At 38.2% G+C, this 22,754-nt stretch carries 13 protein-coding genes; 10 read left to right on the top strand and 3 right to left on the bottom strand.

The genetic code is table 11. The annotated features are described in order from the left end of the window. Window positions 1–50: 50 nt before the first annotated feature. Window positions 51–2,531, bottom strand: a complete 2,481-nt coding sequence (locus BMY50_RS07935; protein ID WP_093321658.1) for a penicillin acylase family protein — start codon at window positions 2,529–2,531, stop codon at window positions 51–53. A gap of 779 nt (window positions 2,532–3,310) precedes the next feature. Between BMY50_RS07935 and BMY50_RS07925 the strand changes: the two genes are divergently transcribed. Further along, window positions 3,311–6,313: a SusC/RagA family TonB-linked outer membrane protein gene (locus BMY50_RS07925; RefSeq protein WP_093321651.1), complete on the top strand. Its 3,003-nt coding sequence runs from the start codon at window positions 3,311–3,313 to the stop codon at window positions 6,311–6,313. A gap of 19 nt (window positions 6,314–6,332) precedes the next feature. Next, window positions 6,333–7,847 carry a RagB/SusD family nutrient uptake outer membrane protein gene (locus tag BMY50_RS07920; protein WP_093321646.1) on the top strand — a complete coding sequence of 505 codons (1,515 nt, stop codon included), beginning with the start codon at window positions 6,333–6,335 and terminating at the stop codon, window positions 7,845–7,847. A 51-nt stretch (window positions 7,848–7,898) separates the two neighbouring features. On the opposite strand, the gene BMY50_RS07915 is transcribed toward BMY50_RS07920, so the two are convergent. Further along, entirely contained in the window at window positions 7,899–8,192 is a 294-nt protein-coding gene (locus BMY50_RS07915) for a hypothetical protein (RefSeq protein ID WP_093321642.1), read from the bottom strand. Window positions 8,193–8,319: 127 nt separating this feature from the next. Here BMY50_RS07915 and BMY50_RS07910 point away from each other — a divergent pair, with 127 nt between their 5' ends. From BMY50_RS07910 to BMY50_RS07875, 8 genes are all read left to right on the top strand, one after another. Further along, on the top strand, window positions 8,320–9,339 hold the full coding sequence (locus BMY50_RS07910) for a LacI family DNA-binding transcriptional regulator (RefSeq protein ID WP_093323684.1): 1,020 nt from the start codon (window positions 8,320–8,322) through the stop codon (window positions 9,337–9,339). Between the two features lie 291 nt (window positions 9,340–9,630). Beyond that, entirely contained in the window at window positions 9,631–12,609 is a 2,979-nt protein-coding gene (locus tag BMY50_RS07905; RefSeq protein WP_093321638.1) for a SusC/RagA family TonB-linked outer membrane protein, read from the top strand. Between the two features lie 19 nt (window positions 12,610–12,628). Then, window positions 12,629–14,221 (top strand): RagB/SusD family nutrient uptake outer membrane protein, encoded by a 1,593-nt coding sequence (locus tag BMY50_RS07900; RefSeq protein ID WP_093321633.1) that lies wholly within the window; start codon window positions 12,629–12,631, stop codon window positions 14,219–14,221. Window positions 14,222–14,270: 49 nt separating this feature from the next. After that, complete coding sequence (locus BMY50_RS07895) at window positions 14,271–15,008, top strand: SusE domain-containing protein (RefSeq protein ID WP_162276557.1); 738 nt, start codon at window positions 14,271–14,273, stop codon at window positions 15,006–15,008. A gap of 44 nt (window positions 15,009–15,052) precedes the next feature. Then, complete coding sequence (locus BMY50_RS07890; protein ID WP_093321623.1) at window positions 15,053–16,894, top strand: glycoside hydrolase family 13 protein; 1,842 nt, start codon at window positions 15,053–15,055, stop codon at window positions 16,892–16,894. Window positions 16,895–16,942: 48 nt separating this feature from the next. Then, a complete protein-coding gene (pgmB, locus tag BMY50_RS07885; RefSeq protein ID WP_093321620.1) occupies window positions 16,943–17,617 on the top strand; it encodes a beta-phosphoglucomutase in 675 nt (224 codons plus the stop codon). 57 nt (window positions 17,618–17,674) lie between these two features. Next, complete coding sequence (locus tag BMY50_RS07880; protein WP_093321617.1) at window positions 17,675–19,993, top strand: family 65 glycosyl hydrolase domain-containing protein; 2,319 nt, start codon at window positions 17,675–17,677, stop codon at window positions 19,991–19,993. 108 nt (window positions 19,994–20,101) lie between these two features. After that, window positions 20,102–21,385, top strand: coding sequence for an MFS transporter (locus BMY50_RS07875; protein ID WP_238383694.1), 1,284 nt, complete (start codon window positions 20,102–20,104; stop codon window positions 21,383–21,385). Window positions 21,386–21,389: 4 nt separating this feature from the next. On the opposite strand, the gene BMY50_RS07870 is transcribed toward BMY50_RS07875, so the two are convergent. Then, a complete protein-coding gene (locus BMY50_RS07870; protein ID WP_202907766.1) occupies window positions 21,390–22,751 on the bottom strand; it encodes an MFS transporter in 1,362 nt (453 codons plus the stop codon). Window positions 22,752–22,754: the final 3 nt, after the last annotated feature.

Here is a 22,754-nt window from a genome sequence, read left to right as displayed (position 1 = left end):
ACTATTGCGCCCGCCTGATGGATTTTTTATCAGGTGAAACATTTAACGATTCATCGCTTCTTTGTTAAAGTAAGTTTGCTTTTTATTTGTGGGTTTTCGGTATTTTCTTCAATCATAAACAATAATTTTTTTAGTGTTCCATCTACCCAATTTTGTAATTGATTGTCATAGAACTTGCTGCCCGGATTACCAGATGCCCCGCCCGGTAATATACCATATGCAGTTGGAATATCTCCTAGGGCAACAACCATCCGCCAAGAAGGACCACTTTTTTGTTTAATGGCATTTATTGTTCTACCTGACCCATTAATAGTAAATTCTTTAGATCCTAAGCCATTCATACCGGCTAAATGCACCACATTTCTTTTATTAACAGTTCCCCATTCCCAGCCTTTTCCAAAAGATCCATATCTTTTCTTCAAGTCTTGCACGCTGATCTGGAAGGAGTTTCCAATTAACGAAATCTTTGAATTTTGCTTAGCTTTAGTGTTGTTGTGAAGCCAAGGGATGGTTACACTGTCGAGGAGAATATTGACTGTTTTATCCCGATTAGGAAATCTCATTTTCGCAGAGTCGATATTGAATTGCTGTGACCAAAGATTTTTTTCAATTGTCTGGTACCAATTGTCAAAAATAGTTGCTGCCTTTGACGTATCTTCATAAGCGTGATTCCATTTTTTTAATACTTCCAAAAGTATCTTTTCATCAGGTTTTAGTAAGCCATATTGCTCGGTGGCGAGGACAAGTGTGTCTATCAAATCATCAGCAAGAACACTTTTATTATCTAATTGCATTAGCCTTAATGAATCGATTGTCGCATGTTGTAATACGTTAAGTCTTTCATTGATTCTATGCCCGCGATCATATGGTGCATACTCCCAATTTAAATAATAGGGATAAGATTCATCAACAGGTGATTGATTTGCAGAGCTTACAAAGCCTCTTTTTGGATTTTTAATAGTTGGATTTTGCGCTGGCGGTATACGACCTTGCCACTCGTCTCGACGAGTACTCCCATCTAAAACAAATTTACCTTGCTCGCGCCATTTTAAGGGGAAGTAGCCGTTAGGTGTTATGGCTATATTATTTTGATTATCTGCATAAACAAAGTTCTGTGCTGGGGCTGTAAAGTATGTTAGGGCATTTTTGTAGCCATCGTAATTGCTTGCCCGATTGAGTTCGTAAAATGTTCGAAGATCATTCGAAGGTAAGTGTGCCACCCATTTAAGAGCGGCATCTTGCGGAATATTTTCAGTTAAATTGGAACTTTCTGACATTCCTAAAGCACTGACAGGGCCGTGATGTGTATAATAGACCGTATCATAAATAGTTTTTCCTGACCTTACTTTTATTTCTTCGACTATTTTTTTAGTTTTTGTCCATTCTCCGCTATATAGGTAAAAGTTTTTGTCGTTGTCTTTGAAAGTGATGTGATACCAATCGAGTACATCAGAACCTACATTTGTAACCCCCCAGGAGATATGTTGGTTAAAGCCAATAATTATGCACGGAGCGCCGGGAATAGAAACACCATAACTGTTACTCTTATTGTCTTTTAACTGTATTTGGTACCAAATACTTGGTAAAGTAAGACTAAGATGTGGATCATTAGCTAGTATAGGCTTACCTGTTTTGCTTTTTTCAGATGAAATAGCCCAATTATTGCTGCCCAACCCCTCTTCTTTTTTGCCAGTTAGAAGTGTGTTTTGATCCAGTAATGATAGATGAGAAGAAGATTTTGCATCAAATATTTCCTTTACTTCATTATTAGAGAAAGATGATACAGGTAGCGGATTGAAGTCCCAATTAGTACCTTTTGGAATAATAGGATCCTCTCTTGTCGGATAATTTGGGAATAGCCTATTCGTTAAATCAGGTCCGTAGGTACTGAGTATGTTGGTCATATAAAGCTCGTCTGATCCTCCGGCCAAGGTTGCCGACATTAGCTTAAGCAATAATGCAGAATTTAAGAGAGTCCATGGTTCTGGTGCGTAATTCAAAATTTTAAATTCCAGTGGATAATCAGCAGGAGAGAGGCTATTAATGTAGGCATTTACACCATCCGCATAAGCTGTTAAAATGAGTTTGCTTTTTGGATCTTTCAAGCTCTCTTTTAACATTTTTTTGGCACCAAAAACCATTCCCATTCTTCTTTGATATTTGTCGAGCGGTATAGCCTTTGCGCCCACAACTTCTGCCAATCGGCCGCTGGCATAGCGCGTTTGAAAATCCATTTGCCATAAACGATCTTTTGCAGTGATATAACCTTGTGCGAAGTATAAGTCGTAAGCGTCTTTAGCAAACACATGTGGTATGTGTTGATCGTCATACATTACCGTAATATCTTGATGTACGTTTTTCAACTTTAATGTGGAGTTTTCTGAAAAAGAATTTATAGGCTCAGCATTTTTCCAAAAACCATTAAAAGGGTTTAGAAATTTTCCAAGTGGAGGAATATCCCCAATTTTTATATTAAAAAGTACCGTAAATATAATGCAAGCTAAAATAGAGAGGAAAGCCTTTAGTTTCATAGTCTGCAATAATGATGAACAAATGCAATAAATAGGTTACGATATAAATATACATAAAAAGATGTTTAAAGCAAAGTGTGAGCAAGGCGGTACGTAAATTTGTATTACATCTTCTTAATGAAGTTAATACTTTGCATCTATAAACTACTTATTTAAAAATAACTGTATTAATATTTAAATAAGAGATAACAAAGACATTATAGGTATTTATCCCTATGATGTCCCTATTATATCCCTGTGATGTCCCTATAAAGTCCCTGTTAAATAAGGAATTTATTAGAAGTGAATACAATAGGGTGCACGCAAATTTCCTTGAAGGCCACTGAATATATAACTCAAACACAGGGTGTAAACATTTTCCAAAGTGATAAATAGCGATGGAGTTTTGTAGATGATCTGTGAAAATTTTTCACAGGCCATCGCTTACTTTGAAATTTCTTTTGCATTTTTTAATAATAGCTCTATTTTTACGGCGAGGATCGGGAACGTTTTCAGTCAGCTTGAAATTTCCTTAGACCAGTATAAACACTTTAGCAATTTGCATAAAGAAATACAAATTATTCGAATAGATCGAATTTATCCATTGTTGAATCTTTTTTAAAGTAATTAATCCAAAATTTCACCAATTAAAAGAAGTAATTATGTGTCGTAGTCTAAAAGAGGTAACCTAAAAACATTCAAATTGAGTAGCAGATGATTGAAATTTCATCAGCTGTTAAAAAATGGCAGTAAAATGTCATTAAACATCCAATTATTTAATAACCATTAAAACCAGTCGAATGAAAAAGAAGAATTTTATCAGTTCTTTGCTATGTTTTATTTTGGTGCTGAGCACTTTATGTGTTTATGCACAAAACAGTAATATAACAGGTAAAGTGCTCGACGAAAAGAACGAGCCACTTCCAGGTGCATCTATTCAAATTAAAGAGCTAAAAAAATCAGTAGGAACCAATACAGACGGAACCTTTAGTGTGGCAGGCCTTGCAAACGGGCGTTTTACACTAGTTGCCAGTTATATTGGGTACGTACAGCAAGAAAAAGTAGTTACTGTTTCCGGTGCATCAACTTCAGTAGTTTTTACGATGCAACCCGATGCACAAGGCTTAGATGAAGTAGTTGTTGTGGGCTATGGTACGCAAAGAAAGAGTGACCTTACAGGAGCCGTAGCTTCTGTTGGTGCTAAAGATTTTAATAAAGGGCCTTTGGTTGCTGCAGATCAATTGATACAAGGTAAAGTATCGGGTGTGCAGATGATCAATAATAGCGGACAGCCAGGCGGAGCAACTACCGTTCGAATTAGAGGTAACTCAGCGGTAACGGGTTCTGGCCAACCACTTTATGTAGTAGATGGGGTTGCTTTGGATGGCAGATCCGCAAGGCCAAATCAGAGCGGAGGTATTGGAACGAGCCCAGCTGGAAATCCCCTGAGCTTTATTAATCCGGCAGATATTGCCTCTATGGAGATTTTGAAAGACGCTTCGGCAACGGCTATTTATGGTTCACGAGCGGCTTATGGCGTCGTGTTGATTACGACAAAAAGAGGTCAATCCGGTGCCCTGAAAGTAGATGTAAACTCATCTGCTGGTATTAGCAATATCATGCGTAAGATTGATATCCTTGATGGCAACCAATACCGTGATGCCTTAAATAAATACGGATTTACTACAGGTGATTTTGGGAGCAATGTAGATGCGGTAGATGCTATTTTAAGAACTGCTTATAATCAGAATCATAGTCTTTCTTTGAGCGGCGGTGGTGAAGACAACAAATTCCGTGCTTCTTTTGGTTATCAAGATCAACAAGGTATCGTTAGAAAAACCGGTTTTAAACGGTATAGCGGTGCTTTTAATGGTAATTTTAAAATGCTGGAAAGCAAAAAGCTAGGTCTGGATGTAAGCCTCATGGCCAATCAGAATAATGAAAATATAGCACCGATTGTAACAGACGCAGGCGCCACAGGAAGTCTATTAACACATGCATTGGCGTGGAATCCAACCCGACCGCTTCGCAACGAAGATGGAAGCTTAGCTATTGAACGTGGCAATATCATTAATCCATTGGCTATGTCAGAGGCTTATAATGACCGTTCTAACGTATCTACTATACTAGCGAGCTTATCACCTTATTATAAATTCAATGACTGGTTGGAGTATCGTATGTTATTGAGTGTTAATTATAGTAAAGGGGAACGTCGTTCATCCACTCGCAGTTTTATCAATATTCCAAGCATTCAGGCAGAACCTGCAAACAATTTCCCAGGTGGCTATGCGAGTGTTGCTAACAATGAATTAATAACGAAACAGTTGACCCATACGTTGTCCTTTAATAAGGAAATTGCATCAGATCTGAATTTAAATGCTGTGATAGGTTATGAATACATGGATTTTATCAATAGAGGAACAGATATGAATGCACGTGGCTTTGGGGATATCCCAGTAGATTATACCGATGTGATGCAAGCTACCGCGCCCGGAAATAGAAATTTGAATTCCTTTAATGATCCTACCACGCAACTTCAATCTTATTTTGGCAGAGCCACATTTAATTTTAAAGATCGTTATCTATTGACTGCTACCGTACGGATTGATGGTTCTACCCGATTTGGAGAAAATAATCGCTATGGAACCTTTCCTTCTTTTGCGGGAGCATGGAATATGAAGAATGAAGATTTTTTGACAGACGTTACTTGGTTAAATCAACTGAAGCTACGCGCCGGGTGGGGTAAAACAGGTAATCAAGAATTTCCATCGGGTTCATCACAACGCCGGTACTCAATCGGATTTGGAGGCGGTGGCCAAACCAGACCAATAAATAACAATGAAAACTTAGATTTGCGTTGGCAATCAGATGAGCAAATAAATGTTGGGGCTGATTTTGGATTATTTGGTGGTCGCCTTAGCGGATCGGTCGATTACTTTCATAAAAAAACAACTGATTTGCTTTTTCCGCAAACACCGCAGTACCCTGCATCTCCCGATGCTTCTATTACTTGGATAAATTTACAAGGGGAAGTGATCAATAAAGGAATTGAACTGAATCTAAATGGCGTAATCGTAGAGAATGATAATTTCCGATGGGATTTAGGAGCGAATGCAACTTTTGTTAATAATAAAGTACGCAATTTAGGAGAAAATGAAATTATCAGAACAGGCAGCTTAAGCGGACAAGGGCTGAGCGATGTTACGGTAGAGGTTATACAGAATGATTATCCCCTGTTCGCTTTTGTTACACGAGAGTATCTAGGTTTAGATAATGAAGGTTTTTCACAATATACAGATGATGGGTTTGTGTTTTATCGCGTGGGAAATCCAAATCCAAAAGTGCTATTGGGCATCAGCACGGCAGTAGATTATAAGAAGTTTTCATTTTCCGCCAATCTTAACGGCGCACTCGGACAAGATATTTATAATAACACTGCCAATGCCGTATTGCCTATCTCTAACTTGGGTTCTAGAAATATTGCTGCTGAGTTAATGAATTCGAGTATACTCGAATCACCTGCCAACCCGATAGCGGCATCGTCTCGTTACATAGAAAATGGAAGCTATCTGAAGTTAGCCAATGCCACATTGAGTTATAGAGTCGGCGATATCGGTAGCTCCATTAAAAACTTAGGTATTTTTGTAAATGGCCAAAACCTATTTGTGATCACCAAATATAAAGGTTTTGACCCGGAAGTTAATGTTAGTAAAGCGGTAAATAATGTACCTTCTGCGGGCATAGACAATGTCACATACCCATCTGCAAGAACTTTTAATTTAGGTGTTAACTTCTCTTTATAACTTAACAAATCAAGATATCATGAAATTAAAAAATATAGCAATTCTATTATTTGCAGTCAGTGCATTTACTGGATGTACTAAATTAGAAGAAGATCTTCACGGGCAGGTTGGTTCGGGCGGGGTAGGAAGTGACGATGTACCTGCGTTATTGAATGCAACCTATGTAGCCATGCGTAATCCTTATTACGGACCCTATGGCTGGTGGGCGCTTCAGGAATTTCCTACAGATGAAGCCATGGTGCCTACCAGAGGGGGGGATTGGGATGATAATGGTGCTTGGCGTGCACTTCATTTACATCGATGGCAGTCAGATCATACGCGTATTCACAGCGTGTTTAAAGATGTACTAGGAGTTAGTTATGCTGCTACCGATATTTTACAATATAGTCCAACACCTTCTCAGGAAGCTCAGGCTCGTTTCCTCCGAGCTTTTGCCGAGTTTTCGATCTTGGACGGTTGGGGACAGGTACCTTATCGTGACCCTGGAGAAAATGTAACGCAAAATCCTAGAGTGCGACAAGCGCAAGAAGAAATCGACTACTTAATTTCAGAATTGAATGAAGTTAGCGATAATTTACCCACTGAGCGGGTTGATAGAGTCTCACAAGATGCTGCTAAGATGTTACTGATGAAAATCCATCTAAATAAAGGTGCATTTTTGAATCGTCAATCGCCCACCTTTGCCAATGAAGATCTACAGGAGGTTGTAAGATTGGCAGATGAAATCATTAACAGCGGTAAATATGCTCTGACCGATAATTATTTTATGAATTTTGCTCCCAATAACGGGCAATCTACTACAGAGAATATCTTTACGGGTGAAAACATTGGAGGTGAGAGTTCTGCAACCGGGATGACCAATATGTGGGTAGCAACATTACACTATAATCAGAACCCTTCAGGAAATAACGGATTTTGTACGCTATCAGATTTTTATAACAAATTTGAGGAAAGCGATGTCCGTAGAGGTGGGGAATACCCTGGTGTCACTAGTGTAAGCGGGGTTCGTGTCGGTTTTCTAGTGGGTCAGCAAGTGAACCAAAATGGTGAAAATTTGACAGACCGTAGGGGGAACCCGTTAGCATTTACGCCTGAGGTAAGTATTATTGAACGAGATCAGAATCATTTGGAAGTGGCAGGTATACGTGTAATTAAATACCCTATCGACTATGCAAATGGTTCTACTAGCTTATTGAACAATGATTGGGTTTTTTATCGCTATTCAGATGTACTGCTTATGAAAGCGGAGGCTTTACTTCGTTTAGGGCAATCTGGTGAAGCACTTAATTTAGTTAATCAAGTGCGAACCAAAAGAAGTGCTACAGCATTTACAGAGTTAAATGAAGATTTATTATTGGATGAACTGGGAAGAGAGTTTTTCTGGGAAGGACACAGAAGAACTGATTTGATCCGTTTCGGAAAATTCTTAGATGAATGGCAAGAAAAACCGGCATCAGATCCAAAGAATCTGTTGTTCCCAATTCCACTTAATCAGTTAGGGAATCCGAATTATACACAAAACCCAGGTTATTAATAACTAATTTCAAGGAGGGAAACTAAACCCTCCTTGAATTAATGGATTAGATTACTTAGTATTATCGATTTCTTGCTGTTCGCGAAGTTTATCAATGTTGTTCTGATCACCATAACTTTCTGTTTTTTGAGTGAAGTCATCTAGTAAACCTCCAATGGCATCAAAATTATCCGCAGTACGTTGATGAATTTCTGGTAAAACTTTCTCTAAATTTTTGTCGTCCAACTCGATGTTGTCGACTTCGATTTTACCTATTTTTTCTAACACTGCCTGTTGGCTGTTTTTTAAATCTTCTAACTGACGGACAATTTTCTCCATCAAGTCAAACTTCTTTAATTTGTCCATATGATCTTTTCAACTGATTTTAGTATACAACAGATTATTTTACTGCTTTGTTTGGCAATTAGTGAAAACGGGGGTAATTTCTGGATATCCTGTTTTGTCTTTACCTTTGAATATTAATAACGGAAGTATGAGTCAAGTAAATATAAAAAAATTAGCAGCAGCGCTGGGGCTTTCTACTTCTACTGTTTCAAGAGCCTTTAGGAACAATAATGATATCAACCCACAAACCAAAGAGCGTATTCTGCAAATGGCAGAAACATTAGGTTATTCTCCCAATATTTATGCGAGTAATCTTCGCGAGTCAAAAAGTAAAACAATAGCTATTATTATTCCAGAATTTGGTAACAATTTTTTCTCTCAAGCAATTAAGGGGATTGAGCAGCAGGCTCGCGCCAATGGGTACCATACACTTATTTATGTAACAGAAGATGATGTGAACCAAGAAGCTGCTTTTGTTCGAGCATTATGCAATGGACGTGTTGAGGGTGTTGTAATGTCAGCCTCAGGAGAAGGCTTGAAACACTCACACCTTTCGATGTTAAAAGAAAAAAAAGTTCCTTTAGTTTTTTTTGATCGATGCTATGAAGATGTTGATGCAACGTGTGTAACTGGAAATGACTATGATAGCAGCTACGCTGCAACTCGACACCTAATAGAAAATGGGTGTAAACGTATCGTTTATCTAGTGGTTAACAAGAAAATTTCCATTGGCAAAATACGTATGCAAGGATATCGTGATGCATTGAAGGATGCTGGTGTTCCTTATGATGAAACGTTTGTTATCGAATGTACAAATGATAAAGATGAGATTTATGCAACGTTAAAAGATGCGATGAACCGATTAAAACCCGATGGCGCATTTGCCTCGGTTGAGCGCCTCGCTATGGCGAGTTTGCGGTTATGCCAGAATGAAGGCATAAACATTCCAGAAGACTTTAAATTAATTTGTTTCTCTTGCCTGGAAATAGCCGATATGCTTAATCCACCACTAAGCACAGTTAAACAACCAGCTTTCGAAATGGGAGAGAAGGCCGCGGAAGTCCTTTTTGAAGCATTATCCAGAAGAGAGGTGATTACCAAAAAGCAATTAATTTATCTTCCATCAATTATAATACCTCGGAAATCCACTACTTTTATCAATAGATAAGTGTTTGTAGTACACTAAGATCGGTGAAATATTTTCACCTTTTTTCTTGGAAAAATCACCATAAGGAAATACTTTTACATCAATTATCGGGAACGTTCCCAGTTCTGAATAATAATTCGGGAACGTTCCCGGTAACGATGCTGACTTAACAACTAACTATATTCATAACCTTAGCTCTGAAGAAAAGAGAGATAATCTGTTAATACGCGAAACCTATGAATCACTGATTAAACAATGAAAGATAAAAAATAACCAATTAATATTTCTAACCAAACAGCTAACCAATTTACAATGAAGAAAAATTACATGAAAAGTGTAGTGCTCTCATTATTGTTAATAATGATCGCTACCCTCGCTTTTTCTCAAACAGGCAGTATACAAGGCATTGTATACGATGAGAAAAATCAAACGTTGCCCGCTGCTTCTGTTTTGATCAAAGAATTAAACGAAAGCGTAGGAACAGACGATAAAGGCCGTTTTTCAATGAGCTCAATAGCCAACGGTACCTATACTTTGGTCGTCTCTTATATAGGGTATGAGACGAAAGAGCAAACGGTAGCAGTCTCCAATGGTACAGCAAGTGCCGTCATATATTTGCAACCAAGTGCTGAAGGATTAGATGAAGTGGTAGTAATCGGTTACGGTACACAGAAGAAAGGAGAATTAACCGGATCTGTTACAACCGTAGGATCTAAAGATTTTCAAAAAGGCGTAATCACATCTCCAGATCAACTTATTTCTGGTAAAGCTGCTGGTGTGCAAATTACGCCAGTGGGTGGGCGTCCTGGTGCGGGAAGTACTATACGTATTAGAGCTGGTGCTTCTCTTAATGCAAGTAACGATCCCCTCATAGTAATAGATGGAGTCCCTTTATCGTCCTTTAAAGATGGAAGTGGGAACAATATTTTGCCAGGTACATCTAATCCACTCAGTTTGATAAACCCCAATGATATTGAAACATTTACGGTTTTAAAGGACGCAAATGCCACGGCAATTTATGGATCGAGAGCTTCTAACGGTGTAATTCTAATTACAACAAAAAAGGGTGCCACCGGTAAACCTATCATAACTTTTAGCACGCAAAATTCAGTTGCTACTGTAGGAAGAACAATCGATGTATTATCTCCTCAGCAATTTCGGGACTATGTAACGGCAAATGGTTCGGATTCATTAATAGCGAAGCTTGGGGATGCTAACACAGACTGGCAAAAAGAAATATTTCGTACTGCTTTTGCTACCGATAACAATTTAAGCATTGGCGGTAGCTACAAGTCACTTCCTTATCGAGTAGCTTTTGGCTATTTAAACCAGCAAGGCATTCTGAAAAGAGATGATATGAATCGGACTTCAGCGGCAATTAGTCTCAATCCCAAATTTTTTGATAATCATTTAAAAGTAGATTTAAATCTAAAAGGGTCATTACAGAAGGCAAATTTTGGTAACCAAGATGCTATTTATGCAGCACTCCAATTTGATCCAACAAAACCTGTAAATCAAGAAAATGAATTTGGGGGTTATTACGAGTGGATGCAAGGTGCTATACCACATCCGCTAGCTCCCAGAAACCCGGTCGGTTTAATTGATCTTAAAAAGGATCATGGTAAAGTCAACCGTAGTTTTGGTAATTTACAACTGGATTATTCTTTTCACTTTTTACCAGAATTGCATGCAAATCTAAATTTGGGATATGACATTTCCCGAGGGCAGGGAGGAACGGAAGTTCCGGCATTCGCTGCAATGAATTTCACTACTGGAGGTCGTGTTACACAATTTCTAACGGATATCAATAATAAGGTTGGGGAGTTCTTCTTGAATTATAATAAGACCTTCGACGATATAAAAAGTAATGTTGATATAACCGCTGGTTATGGCTATTACGACTACAAAACAACCACAAATAATTATCCCACACTAAGGGCTGATCGGTCTGTTTTAACGACACCACCTTTTGCTTTTGACATACCACAAAACCGTCTCATATCATATTATGGAAGAATTATTTATACGCTGGATGATAAATACATTCTATCTGGAACAGCACGCACTGATGGTTCTTCCCGCTTTAGTCCGGATAACAGGTGGGGATTCTTTCCTTCTGCTGGTTTCACCTGGAGGATGAAAAAAGAGGAATTTCTTGCCGAAGCAGAAGCGCTATCTTCCTTAAATCTTAGATTAAGCTATGGTGTTACAGGGCAACAAGATGGGATTGCCAATTATTCTTATCTTGCTAATTACTATCAAAGTGTAAATGAAGCACAATATCAATTTGGAAACCAATTCTATCCTACTTATTCACCTATTGCCTATGATCAAGATATTCGATGGGAAAGTACCACCACTTATAACGGGGGTATTGATTACGGTTTTTTAGATGGTCGTATTAATGGTAGTATAGATGTATACTACAAGAAAACGAAGGATTTATTAAGTGTTATTCCAATTCCTATAGGTACCAATTTTAGTAATTTACTATTAACGAACGTAGGCAATATGGAGAACAGGGGTGTGGAGTTCAATGTCAACCTTATTCCAATAAAACAAGAAGATTTTTCTTGGGATGTAAACTTTAATTTTACCTATAATCACAATGAGGTAACAAACCTTACCGCTGTTGATAACCCCAACTATTTTACGCAGGTAGGATATATTGAGGGTGGTACAGGGCAAAATGTACAGGCGCATGTTGTTGGATATAGCCCGTTTACCTATCGCTTATATAAACAGGTTTATGATGAAAATGGTAAGCCATTAGAAGGCGTTTACGCTGATACTAACGGCGATGGCATTGTCAATGATCTTGATAGACAGCTCAACAAATCTCCACTTCCAAAATATATTATGGGTTTTAGTACAAGCCTCCATTACAAAAAGTGGACCTTGAGTACTGTGTTGAGAGCCAATATCGGTAATTATGTTTATGATAATGTGTCATCAAATATGGCCAATAGAAATAATATTTTAAATCCGGTAGGTATAGTAAATAACGCGCCTGTTGATTTTCTAAATAGCAACTTTACTGTTAATAATGCGCTAAGTGATTATTACCTGTATAATGCCTCTTTCCTGCGGATGGATAATTTAGGGTTAACCTATAATGTTGGAAAGTTATCACCCAATAGTTCCGCAAAGCTTTCCATTTCAGGCAATGTTCAAAATGTATTTACCATTACCAACTATCACGGAATAGACCCAGAAATTCAAACGGGTATAGATAACAGATTTTATCCTCGGCCAAGAACATTTGTTTTAGGTTTAAATGTAGGATTTTAATTAGGCCAAAGAAATAATTATGAAAAGGATATCTAATATATATATAATGATGGCACTGTTAGCAGGAATATTAACTTCATGCCATAAAGATTTAGATTTAAAACCAACCAATGATATAACAGCAGATGTAGTTTATACTACACCACAGGGTTATAAGCAATCGCTAGCAAAGGTTTATTCAAGCTTTGCGCTGACTGGCGGTGGTGGTACTTCCGCTACAATTGGAGATATTGGCGGTATCGATCAGGGTACTTCAGATTTTTTACGCTTGTATTGGAATATCCAGGAATTGGCAAGCGACGAAGCGCTATGTGCATGGCAAGATCCAGGTATACCTGAATTGAATTTTATGACCTGGAATTCTAACAATGTGCTGCTTCAAGGTCTATATGCCCGTTCTCTCTACCAAATTACGGTAGCAAATGATTTCATCCGTGAAAGTATGGATGACAAACTAGCAGGTCGCGGTATCGAAGGTGCAGATGCGGAGGCGATAAGGGTGTATAGTTTAGAAGCACGGTTTTTAAGAGCTTATCAATATTGGGTACTGATGGATCTTTTTGGAAATCCACCTTTTGTTACAGAAGAAGATCCTATCAGTAAAACACCACCGCGTCAAATAAGCAGGGCAGACCTTTTCAATTACATTGAATCAGAGCTATTGGCGATTGAAGGAGGTTTAACTGACCCTCAGCAAAATGAGTACGGTAGGGTAGACAAGGCAGCATCATGGATGCTATTAGCGAGATTATATTTAAATGCCGAAGTTTATTTAGGAAGTGGAAATAGTAAATATACACAGGCAATTGAATACGCCAGTAAGGTGATCAACTCTGGCTATATGTTAAAATCCAATTATAGGCATCTATTCTTAGCAGATAATGATCAAAACCGCGATGAGATCATTTTGAGTATCAATTATGATGCGATTAAAACGCAAAATTTTGGGGGCACAACGTTTTTGATTAATTCTTCTACCAACGGTCAGATGAATCCCGCTTCTTTTGGCATTCCAGGTGGTGGTTGGGGAGGTAATAGAAGTAAATCGACCTTGCCTGGTAAATTCAGCGATATCTCCGGTAATACCGACAAAAGAGCTATGTTCTTTGGCACAAACCCGGTAATCAATGATGTGGCGACCTTTGCGCAAGGATTGGCCGTTACAAAGTTCAGAAACGTAGATGTAAATGGTGCGCCTGCACCATCAAATGACGGCACACAATGCTCTGTAGACTTCCCTTTATTTCGTTTAGCTGATGCTTATTTAATTTATGCAGAGGCTGTACTAAGAGGCGGCGAAGGGGGAAGTAGTACAACAGCCTTAGAATATGTAAATAAAATACGAGAACGAGCTTACGGTAACTCATCCGGTAATATCAATAACCTTTCTTTAGATTTTATTCTTGATGAGCGTGCGCGAGAATTTTATTGGGAAGCTTATCGTAGAACTGATTTAATCCGTTTTGGAAAATATACGGATGCCAATTATGTATGGCCTTTTAAGGGCGGAACTCAATCGGGAGCTGGGGTTCAAAATTTTAAAACTATTTTTCCATTGCCAGCATTAGATGTCATCTCAAATCCAAATTTGACTCAGAATGCAGGATATTAGTTTAACCAATAAAACCTTGAAAATGAAATCGATTATAAAAATGATAAGCATGATAAGTGTAATATCAATTACATTGTTCTCATGTAAAAAAGATGAACAGAAGGTAGTTATTACTGCGAAAAATATTCCTGTACTAGTCTCATCTAATACTACCGTAAGTCTAACTAAAGATGAAGCGGAAGAAGAAGCTGTAAACTTTAGCTGGGATACACTTGATTATAAATGGTCAGACCCTTCGGTAAGTACAGATATTCTAACGTATACTATCCAAATAGGTAGGTCGGGAGATGATTTTAGATCCGGGATGATAACAAAAACGACAAAATCGAAATCTTTGGCATTAAGTGTTCAAGAACTAAACAAGGCCTTTCTTGACCTAGGTTTCTTGCCCCATGATACAAGTAAGGTAGATATACGGTTAAATGCTGGTTTAGCACCAAATGCACCTTTATACAGTAATGTGATTACGTTGACGGCCAGCCCTTATGAATTAGCGAGCTACCTGTATGTTCCAGGCGCTTATCAGGGATGGGATCCAGTTACGGCATTAAGACTGCAGTCTGCAATGAGCAATGGCATTTATATTGGAGAAATCAATTTTCCTGAAGCCGATTCAGAATTTAAAATTACCCCCGCACCAACTTGGGACATCTCTTATGGAGATGCCGGAAGTGGGAAGATCAGCCTTGATGCTAGCGGAAACTTTAAGTCGCCTGGTGCGGGTAATTATAGAATTACGGTTAATACAAATGACAACACAATTGAGTTCGAGCTGCTAGCAAACTAGCTAACACAATAGTGATATTATAATTTTAACACATCATAGATCTAATGAAGAAGTTGACCCTTTTATTTCTGCTAAGTTTAGTCTGGTTACCAAATATATATGCTCAAATTAAGCGTATTGAGCCCATCAACTGGTGGATCGGTATGCATAACCCTAATCTACAGCTTATTGTTTATGGAAAGGCTATTGCCAATAGTGACGTGAAAATAAATTATCCAGGTGTAAGATTGGTAAAAGTTAATAAGGTGGAAAATCCAAATTATCTCTTTCTAGATCTTGTTATTGAGCCAAGCACTAAACCCGGTAAATTTCAGATTACATTGGAGAACGCTGGTAAAGAGCTAGCTCCTTACAGCTACGAATTAAAATCAAGAGATCAACATCAAGTGAAAGCACAGGGAGTTAATAGTCAGGATTTTATTTATCTCCTCATGCCCGACCGTTTTGCAAATGGGAATGCAAAGAATGATGTAGTAGAAGGAATGCGAGAAAGAGGGGTGAACCGTGACTCCATGTATTACAGACACGGAGGGGATCTGCAAGGAGTAATCAATAAACTTGATTATTTGCATGATCTGGGTGTGACGGCTTTATGGATGACACCTGTATTAACGAACGATATGGAACAAGCATCCTATCACGGTTATGCCAACACCGAGAACTATCAGATAGATCCTCGTTTCGGTAGAAATGAAGACTATCGAAAGTTAGGTGCAGAACTTCACAAAAGAAAAATGAAACTTATTCATGATGTGGTGCCTAATCACGTAGGTCTTAATCATTGGACCATATTAGATAAACCTATGCCCGACTGGGTTCATCAATGGAAGGGGTATACTAACACTACCTATAAAGATCAAACGATTTATGATCCCTATGCTTCTACAAGTGATCGTAAAAAAATGACGGATGGTTGGTTTGTTCCTTCTATGCCAGATATGAATGAAAGTAATCCCTATGTGCAAAATTATATTATACAAAGCCATATATGGTGGATTGAATATGCGGGGGTAGATGGTTTTAGGATTGACACCTATCCTTATAATGATTTAGATTTTATGGCTAAATGGGGGAAGGCTTTGATAAATGAATATCCTTCGTTTACCTATTATGGGGAGACCTGGGTACATGGTGTGGCCAACCAAGCATATTTTACAGGAGGAAAGACAATCAACCAGCAACTGGATACACGTCTACAAGGGGTAACTGATTTTCAACTTCAGTATGCTATTAGTGATGCACTAAACAACAAAATGGATTGGACAGGTGGCGTAAATAAATTATACACCACGTTAGCGACTGATTTTGTATATCAAAATCCTTTGAGAAACGTAGTGTTTTTAGATAATCATGATATGAGTAGATTTTTCTCTGTGGTAGGAGAAGATATTGATAAATACAAATCTGCGATGGCTTGGCTGTTAACAACTCGCGGAATTCCTCAGATTTACTATGGAGCGGAAATATTAATGAAGAATTTTTCTAACCCTGATGGAAAAGTGCGGGATGATTTTGCTGGTGGATGGGATACAGATGAGCAAAATAAATTCACCGCTCAAGGTAGGAGTGATGTAGAAAACGATATGTTCAATTTTATGAAAAGATTAGGCAATTATCGAAAGAACAATGCGGTGTTACAAACAGGCCGTATGATGCAATTTGTCCCTGAGGGTGGTATATATGTGTATTTTAGGTATGATGATCAGAAGACGGTTATGGTGATTATGAATACCGAAGATAAAAGTATTAAACTGGAAACAGAACGTTTCCAGGAGATTTTAAAAGGTCGCCAGAAAGCGCTGGATATTATTAGTGGTAAACAGTATACTGACATACGTGAATTTTCACTTAAACCAAAAACAACAGTTGTTCTTGAGCTACAATAGCCCCCTTTACAACAGCGTAAATTTTTTAGACAGAATTACAAATATTATATGAAGAGGCCTATTTTACTTATAGAACAATTTCCTGTATTTGATACAGTTAAAGGAGTAATTTTTGATCTAGATGGAGTGCTTGTAGATACTGCAATATTCCATTTCCAAGCCTGGAAACAATTAGCTAATTCCCTGGGCTTTGACTTTACTGAAAAGCAAAATGAGCAGTTAAAGGGAGTAAGCCGAATTCGCTCACTTGAATTAATTTTAGCATGGGGTGGTATTAGTAAAACAGCTCGCGAGCAAGAGCTATTAGCCAATCAAAAAAATAGTTGGTACTTAGATCTAGTGAACAAAATGAAACCTGGAGACACGCTACCGGGAGCAATAGAATTACTGACTTGTTTAAAAGAAAACAATTACAAGATAGCGCTGGGATCGGCGAGCAAGAACGCACTCCTTATTCTTGAGAGAACAGGCATTGTTAACTTTTTTGATGTAATAGTTGACGGTAATACGGTTACAGCCTCTAAACCAGCTCCTGAAGTATTTCTTAAAGGCGCGAAATCTTTAAACATTGATTCGGCTAAATGCCTTGTACTGGAAGACGCACAGGCAGGTATAGATGCTGCACGGGCAGCTGGAATGTATGTTATTGGGATAGGTAAATATTCAGGCCTGACTGGAGCCAATTGTCTGATCAATAATTTAAATGAATTGTTAGAAGACTAAAAAATTAAAGCACAGCGTAACAAATAAATAGTAAGAAACGAGCAACGAACTACAAGAATGAAAGACTATATTGTTAAGGATGAATGGAATATAATCGAAGAAGGCTTCGATCCATCGTTAAGCAAAATCTCAGAAAGTATTTTTAGTATTGGTAACGGTAGAATGGGGCAACGTGCCAATTTTGAAGAGAAATACACAGGTGATATGTTGCAGGGATCATATGTTGCCGGTATATATCATCCTGATAAAACGCGTGTGGGATGGTGGAAAAATGGTTACCCTGAATTTTCGGACAAGGTAATTAATGCCGCAAACTGGATAGGATTGAACATTGAAGTTAACGGAGAATTACTCGACTTAAATGTTGTAAAAGTAAGTGAATTTCGGCGTGTCTTAAATATGCAAGAAGGGTATTTAAAGCGTTCATTTACGGCCGAATTTGATTCTGGTGCGTTGATACAGGTAAATGCCACTCGATTTTGCAGCATTGTTGATGATGAGGTTGGTGCTTTACGATATGAAATTAGGCCCTTAAATAATAATATAGTCGTTAAACTAGGTGTCTATATCGACGGGGATGTAAGAAATGAAGATGCTAATTATGACGAGAGGTTTTGGAAAGAAGTTGCAAAAAAAGATATTAAAAGCGGAGCTGTATTAACACTTGAAACAAAAAGAACCGCTTTTTGGGTGACTACTGCCATGCAATATGAGATTTATATAGATGAACAACAAGCAGAATTAAATGAGCAACTAATAGAAAGGGAGAAGTTCATAAGTAAAGAAAGTAATGTGAAACTTGAGAAGGGGCAATCTTTAGTTATTTACAAATATGCCGCTAATCTTTCATCGGAAAATCATCCAAAAGAACTTCTTGAAAGCAATGCAATAAAAATACTAGAAAGTGTCTTTAAAAAAGGATTCAAACATCTTAAATATGAACAGTCCGAGGCCTGGGCAAATAAATGGAAGGAAAGTGATATCCTTATTGAAGGTGATGTAGCCGCCCAACAAGCTATTCGATTTAATATTTTTCAATTGTACCAAACGTACACGGGCGAAGACGCACGACTAAATATCGGGCCTAAGGGTTTTACCGGAGAGAAATATGGTGGAGTTACTTATTGGGATACGGAAGCCTATTGTTTACCTTTTTATTTGGCTACTGCCGATCAGCAAGTGGCCAGAAACCTTTTGATCTATCGATACAAGCATCTTGAAAAAGCATATGAAAATGCGCAGGCGTTAGGCTTTTCAAATGGCGCAGCTTTATATCCGATGGTTACTATAAACGGAACAGAATGCCATAATGAATGGGAAATTACTTTTGAAGAGCTCCATCGTAATGGCGCGATAGCTTATGCTATTTTCAATTATGTTAGATACACGGGAGATAATAACTATCTGGAACAATACGGATTAGAGGTATTGATAGGAATTGCGAGGTTTTGGTCGCAACGGGTAAGTTGGAGTGACGCAAAAAATCAATATGTTATTTTAGGGGTAACAGGTCCAAACGAATACGAAAATAACGTTAATAATAATTGGTACACTAATACGATGGCCGTTTGGTGTATGCAATATACAATAGACACTATAGGTCTAGTTCAACAATCCAATGCTAATCGGTATAGCGACATTAGTATTAAATTGAACTTTAATTTAGAAGAAACCGGGAAATGGAACCATATTATACAGAATATGTACTTTCCTGAGGATAAAGAGCATGGAATATTCTTACAGCAGGATGGTTATATGGACAAGGAACAAATCTTGGTAAAAAACCTACCGGCCTCTGAACGACCGCTGAATCAAAAATGGAGTTGGGACCGCATACTCCGATCATGTTTTATCAAACAGGCAGATGTATTGCAAGGGATTTATTTTTTTGAGGAGAACTATAGTGAGGATGTTATTCGTAAAAATTATGACTTCTATGAAGCGCGTACGGTTCATGAAAGCTCTTTATCACCTTGTGTACATGCTATTCTCGCCGCTAGGCTTGGAGATGAAAAGCGGGCATATGAATTTTATCTTAGAACAGCGAGACTGGACCTTGATGATTATAACAACGACACAGAAGATGGCTTGCATATTACTTCTATGGCTGGAAGTTGGATGACCGTTGTAGAAGGTTTTGCGGGTATGCGCGTTCGTGATGGAAAACTCCACTTTAGTCCCTTCATTCCAGAAAAATGGATATCATACGCATTTAACATCCGATTTAGGAATAAGATAATTCGCTTTAAAGTCACAAAAGAGGAAGTTTTGGTTGACAATAACTCCAATGAAGAACTGGACATTGTGCTAAAGGGAATAAGTATAAAATTGGCAGCAAAAGGAACGTATAAGTGTAGCTTAATTGGTAAAAACTAAGTGCTTTAAAATTGTTGTCGTTATTAAGAATCTTCATAAATTTAAGACGAGAAATCAATTATGACCAATAAACCAAAACCTCTTTTAAATACTGTACAAATTATTAATATGAGTCTAGGATTTCTTGGGATCCAAATTGGTTTCGCGCTACAAAATGGAAATGCTTCTCGTATTCTTCAAACATTCGGTGCTGACGTTGAACACCTATCATTGTTTTGGTTAGCCGCTCCACTCACAGGTATGATTGTTCAGCCAATTATAGGTTACTACAGTGATCGAACGTGGACAAAAATGGGTCGACGGCGACCTTTTTTTCTAACGGGAGCAATTTTAACTTCCTTAGCACTGGTTTTAATGCCTAACGCTGCGGTGTTGACAACGGTTCTACCACCTCTTATGATAGGTGCAGGCATGTTGATGATAATGGATGCATCCATAAATGTAACAATGGAACCCTTCCGGGCTTTAGTAGCAGATAATCTGCCAAATAGTCAGCGTAGCAAGGGCTTCTCTATACAAACATTTTTAATAGGTATCGGTGCTGTTGCAGGATCTTGGTTACCTTACATTTTAGCTGAATTTCTTGGGGCTTCAAAAATTGCTGAGAAAGGTCATGTGCCTGAAAATGTAATCTTTTCATTTTATATAGGAGCAACGGTTCTGATTTTAACCATCATGTGGACAGTGATCCGTACGCGAGAGTATTCACCAGATGAATTGTCGTCTTTTTCTTCAGAAAAAGAAACTTCAGAAAAGGCGTTGAAAGGTTTGGCCTCAATTATTTCCGATTTTAAAAATATGCCTAAAGCCATGAAGCAGCTTGGGCTAGTGCAGTTTTTTTCTTGGTTTGCTTTATTCTCTATGTGGGTGTTTACCACTCCTGCAGTAGCAGAACACATTTACGGAATAAAACAGGGAGATTCTTCCTCTACAAGTTTCGCTGATGCGGCTAATTGGATAGGTGTATTGTTTGGGATATATAATGCGGTGTCGGCTATTTATGCACTTGCTTTACCTGTTCTTGCAAAACGATACGGCCAGCAAAAAACACATGCTATCTCCTTGGTTTGCGGTGGTGTATCGTTGATGTCTGTATTCTTCATTTCGAATGCTTATTTCTTGATTTTGCCAATGGTGGGTATAGGTATGGCATGGGGGAGTATCTTATCGATGCCATATGCTATACTATCGGCAAGCTTACCAGCAAGAAAGATGGGGGTCTACATGGGGATTTTTAACTTTTTTATCACTTTTCCGCAAATTATAAATGGATTGCTTGGCGGTTATATGGTCAAATATATTTTTGGTGGGCAAGCAATTTACGCTCTTGTATTAGCTGGTGCTTTCTTGTTGTTTGCCGCGATCGCAGTTTTAAAGGTTAAAACCAACTGACAACTTATTTTACATTAGCTGATTTATGATTCTGCTGCTCGTCATTTACAAAAAAAACCGAAATGGCACTTATAAAGAATAGGATCCCAGCCATGACGATGGCATAAATGGCCTTTCCGTTAAATAATGATTTTAGTATATACCCTCCTAAAAAGCCATTAATGAGCTGCGGCAGGGTAATGAAGAAATTGAATATTCCCATGTATACGCCTATTTTATTCGCAGGAAGTAAACTTGCTAAAATAGCATAAGGGGTTGCTAAAATGCTACCCCATGCGATTCCAACCCCAATCATAGAATATATAAGTACTATTGGGCTTTGTATAAAAAATATAGAAACTAAGCCTATACCGCCTGCACATAAAGATATAGCATGTGCTATTTTTCTACTGGTTAGCTGTGCTATTTTAGGTATAACGAGTGCATAACAAGCAGCTATTCCATTATAGACACCAAAAAGAATACCAACCCAATTTCCAGCATTAGCATATGTTTCTGATGAAGTATCATTAGCAGGCAAATTGTATATATGTTCTGCGATCGCGGGAGTAGCGAAAACCCACATGGAGAAAAGTGCAAACCACGAAAAAAATTGTACTACACCTAACTGGAACATAGCCTTTGGCATATGTATAAAATCTGATAATATTCTTAAAACACTTTCATGTTTTGGAAGTTTGCCACCTTCTACGAATTGTTCCCGCTCGTTTGGAGTATATTCCTTCGTTGTACAAATTGTCCACAATATAGTTGAAAGCAAAAGAAAGGCACCTACATAAAAAGAATAAATGACATTATCAGGCACGGTTCCAATCGCAGCTGTTTTAGCAACATCAAAATATTCGGCCAGTATATAGGGTAGAAATGAGCCTAACACTGCTCCCAAACCGATAAGAAACGTTTGAATGGAGAATCCAATTGTATGTTGAGAAGAGGGGAGGTTGTCAGCCACCAACGCACGGAAAGGTTCCATCGCCACATTTATAGAAATATCCATCATAAGAAGTAACCCTGCGCCAATGAGAAGAGGAGGGAAGAATTGAACAAACAATGATGCATTGGGCATTAATACAATTGCCAAAGATGCGAATAATGCTCCAACAAGAAAATACGGTCGCCTCCTGCCTAAACGTGTCCATGTGCGATCACTATAGTATCCTATTAGCGGCTGTATGAGCATTCCCCCCAAAGGCGCTGCGAGCCAGAACAATGAAAGATGCTCTATATTAGCGCCAAAAGTTTGTAAAATGCGAGAGGCATTTCCGGTTTGTAACGCAAAACCAAACTGTATTCCAAAAAAGCCAAAGCTCATATTCCATAATTGGAGCAAAGAAAGGTTTGGTTTCGTTTTTTTATAAGATCTCATGAA

The sequence above is a fragment of the Olivibacter domesticus genome, from assembly GCF_900109575.1.
Taxonomy (GTDB): domain Bacteria; phylum Bacteroidota; class Bacteroidia; order Sphingobacteriales; family Sphingobacteriaceae; genus Olivibacter; species Olivibacter domesticus.
This window is presented reverse-complemented; position numbering and strand designations above follow the sequence as displayed.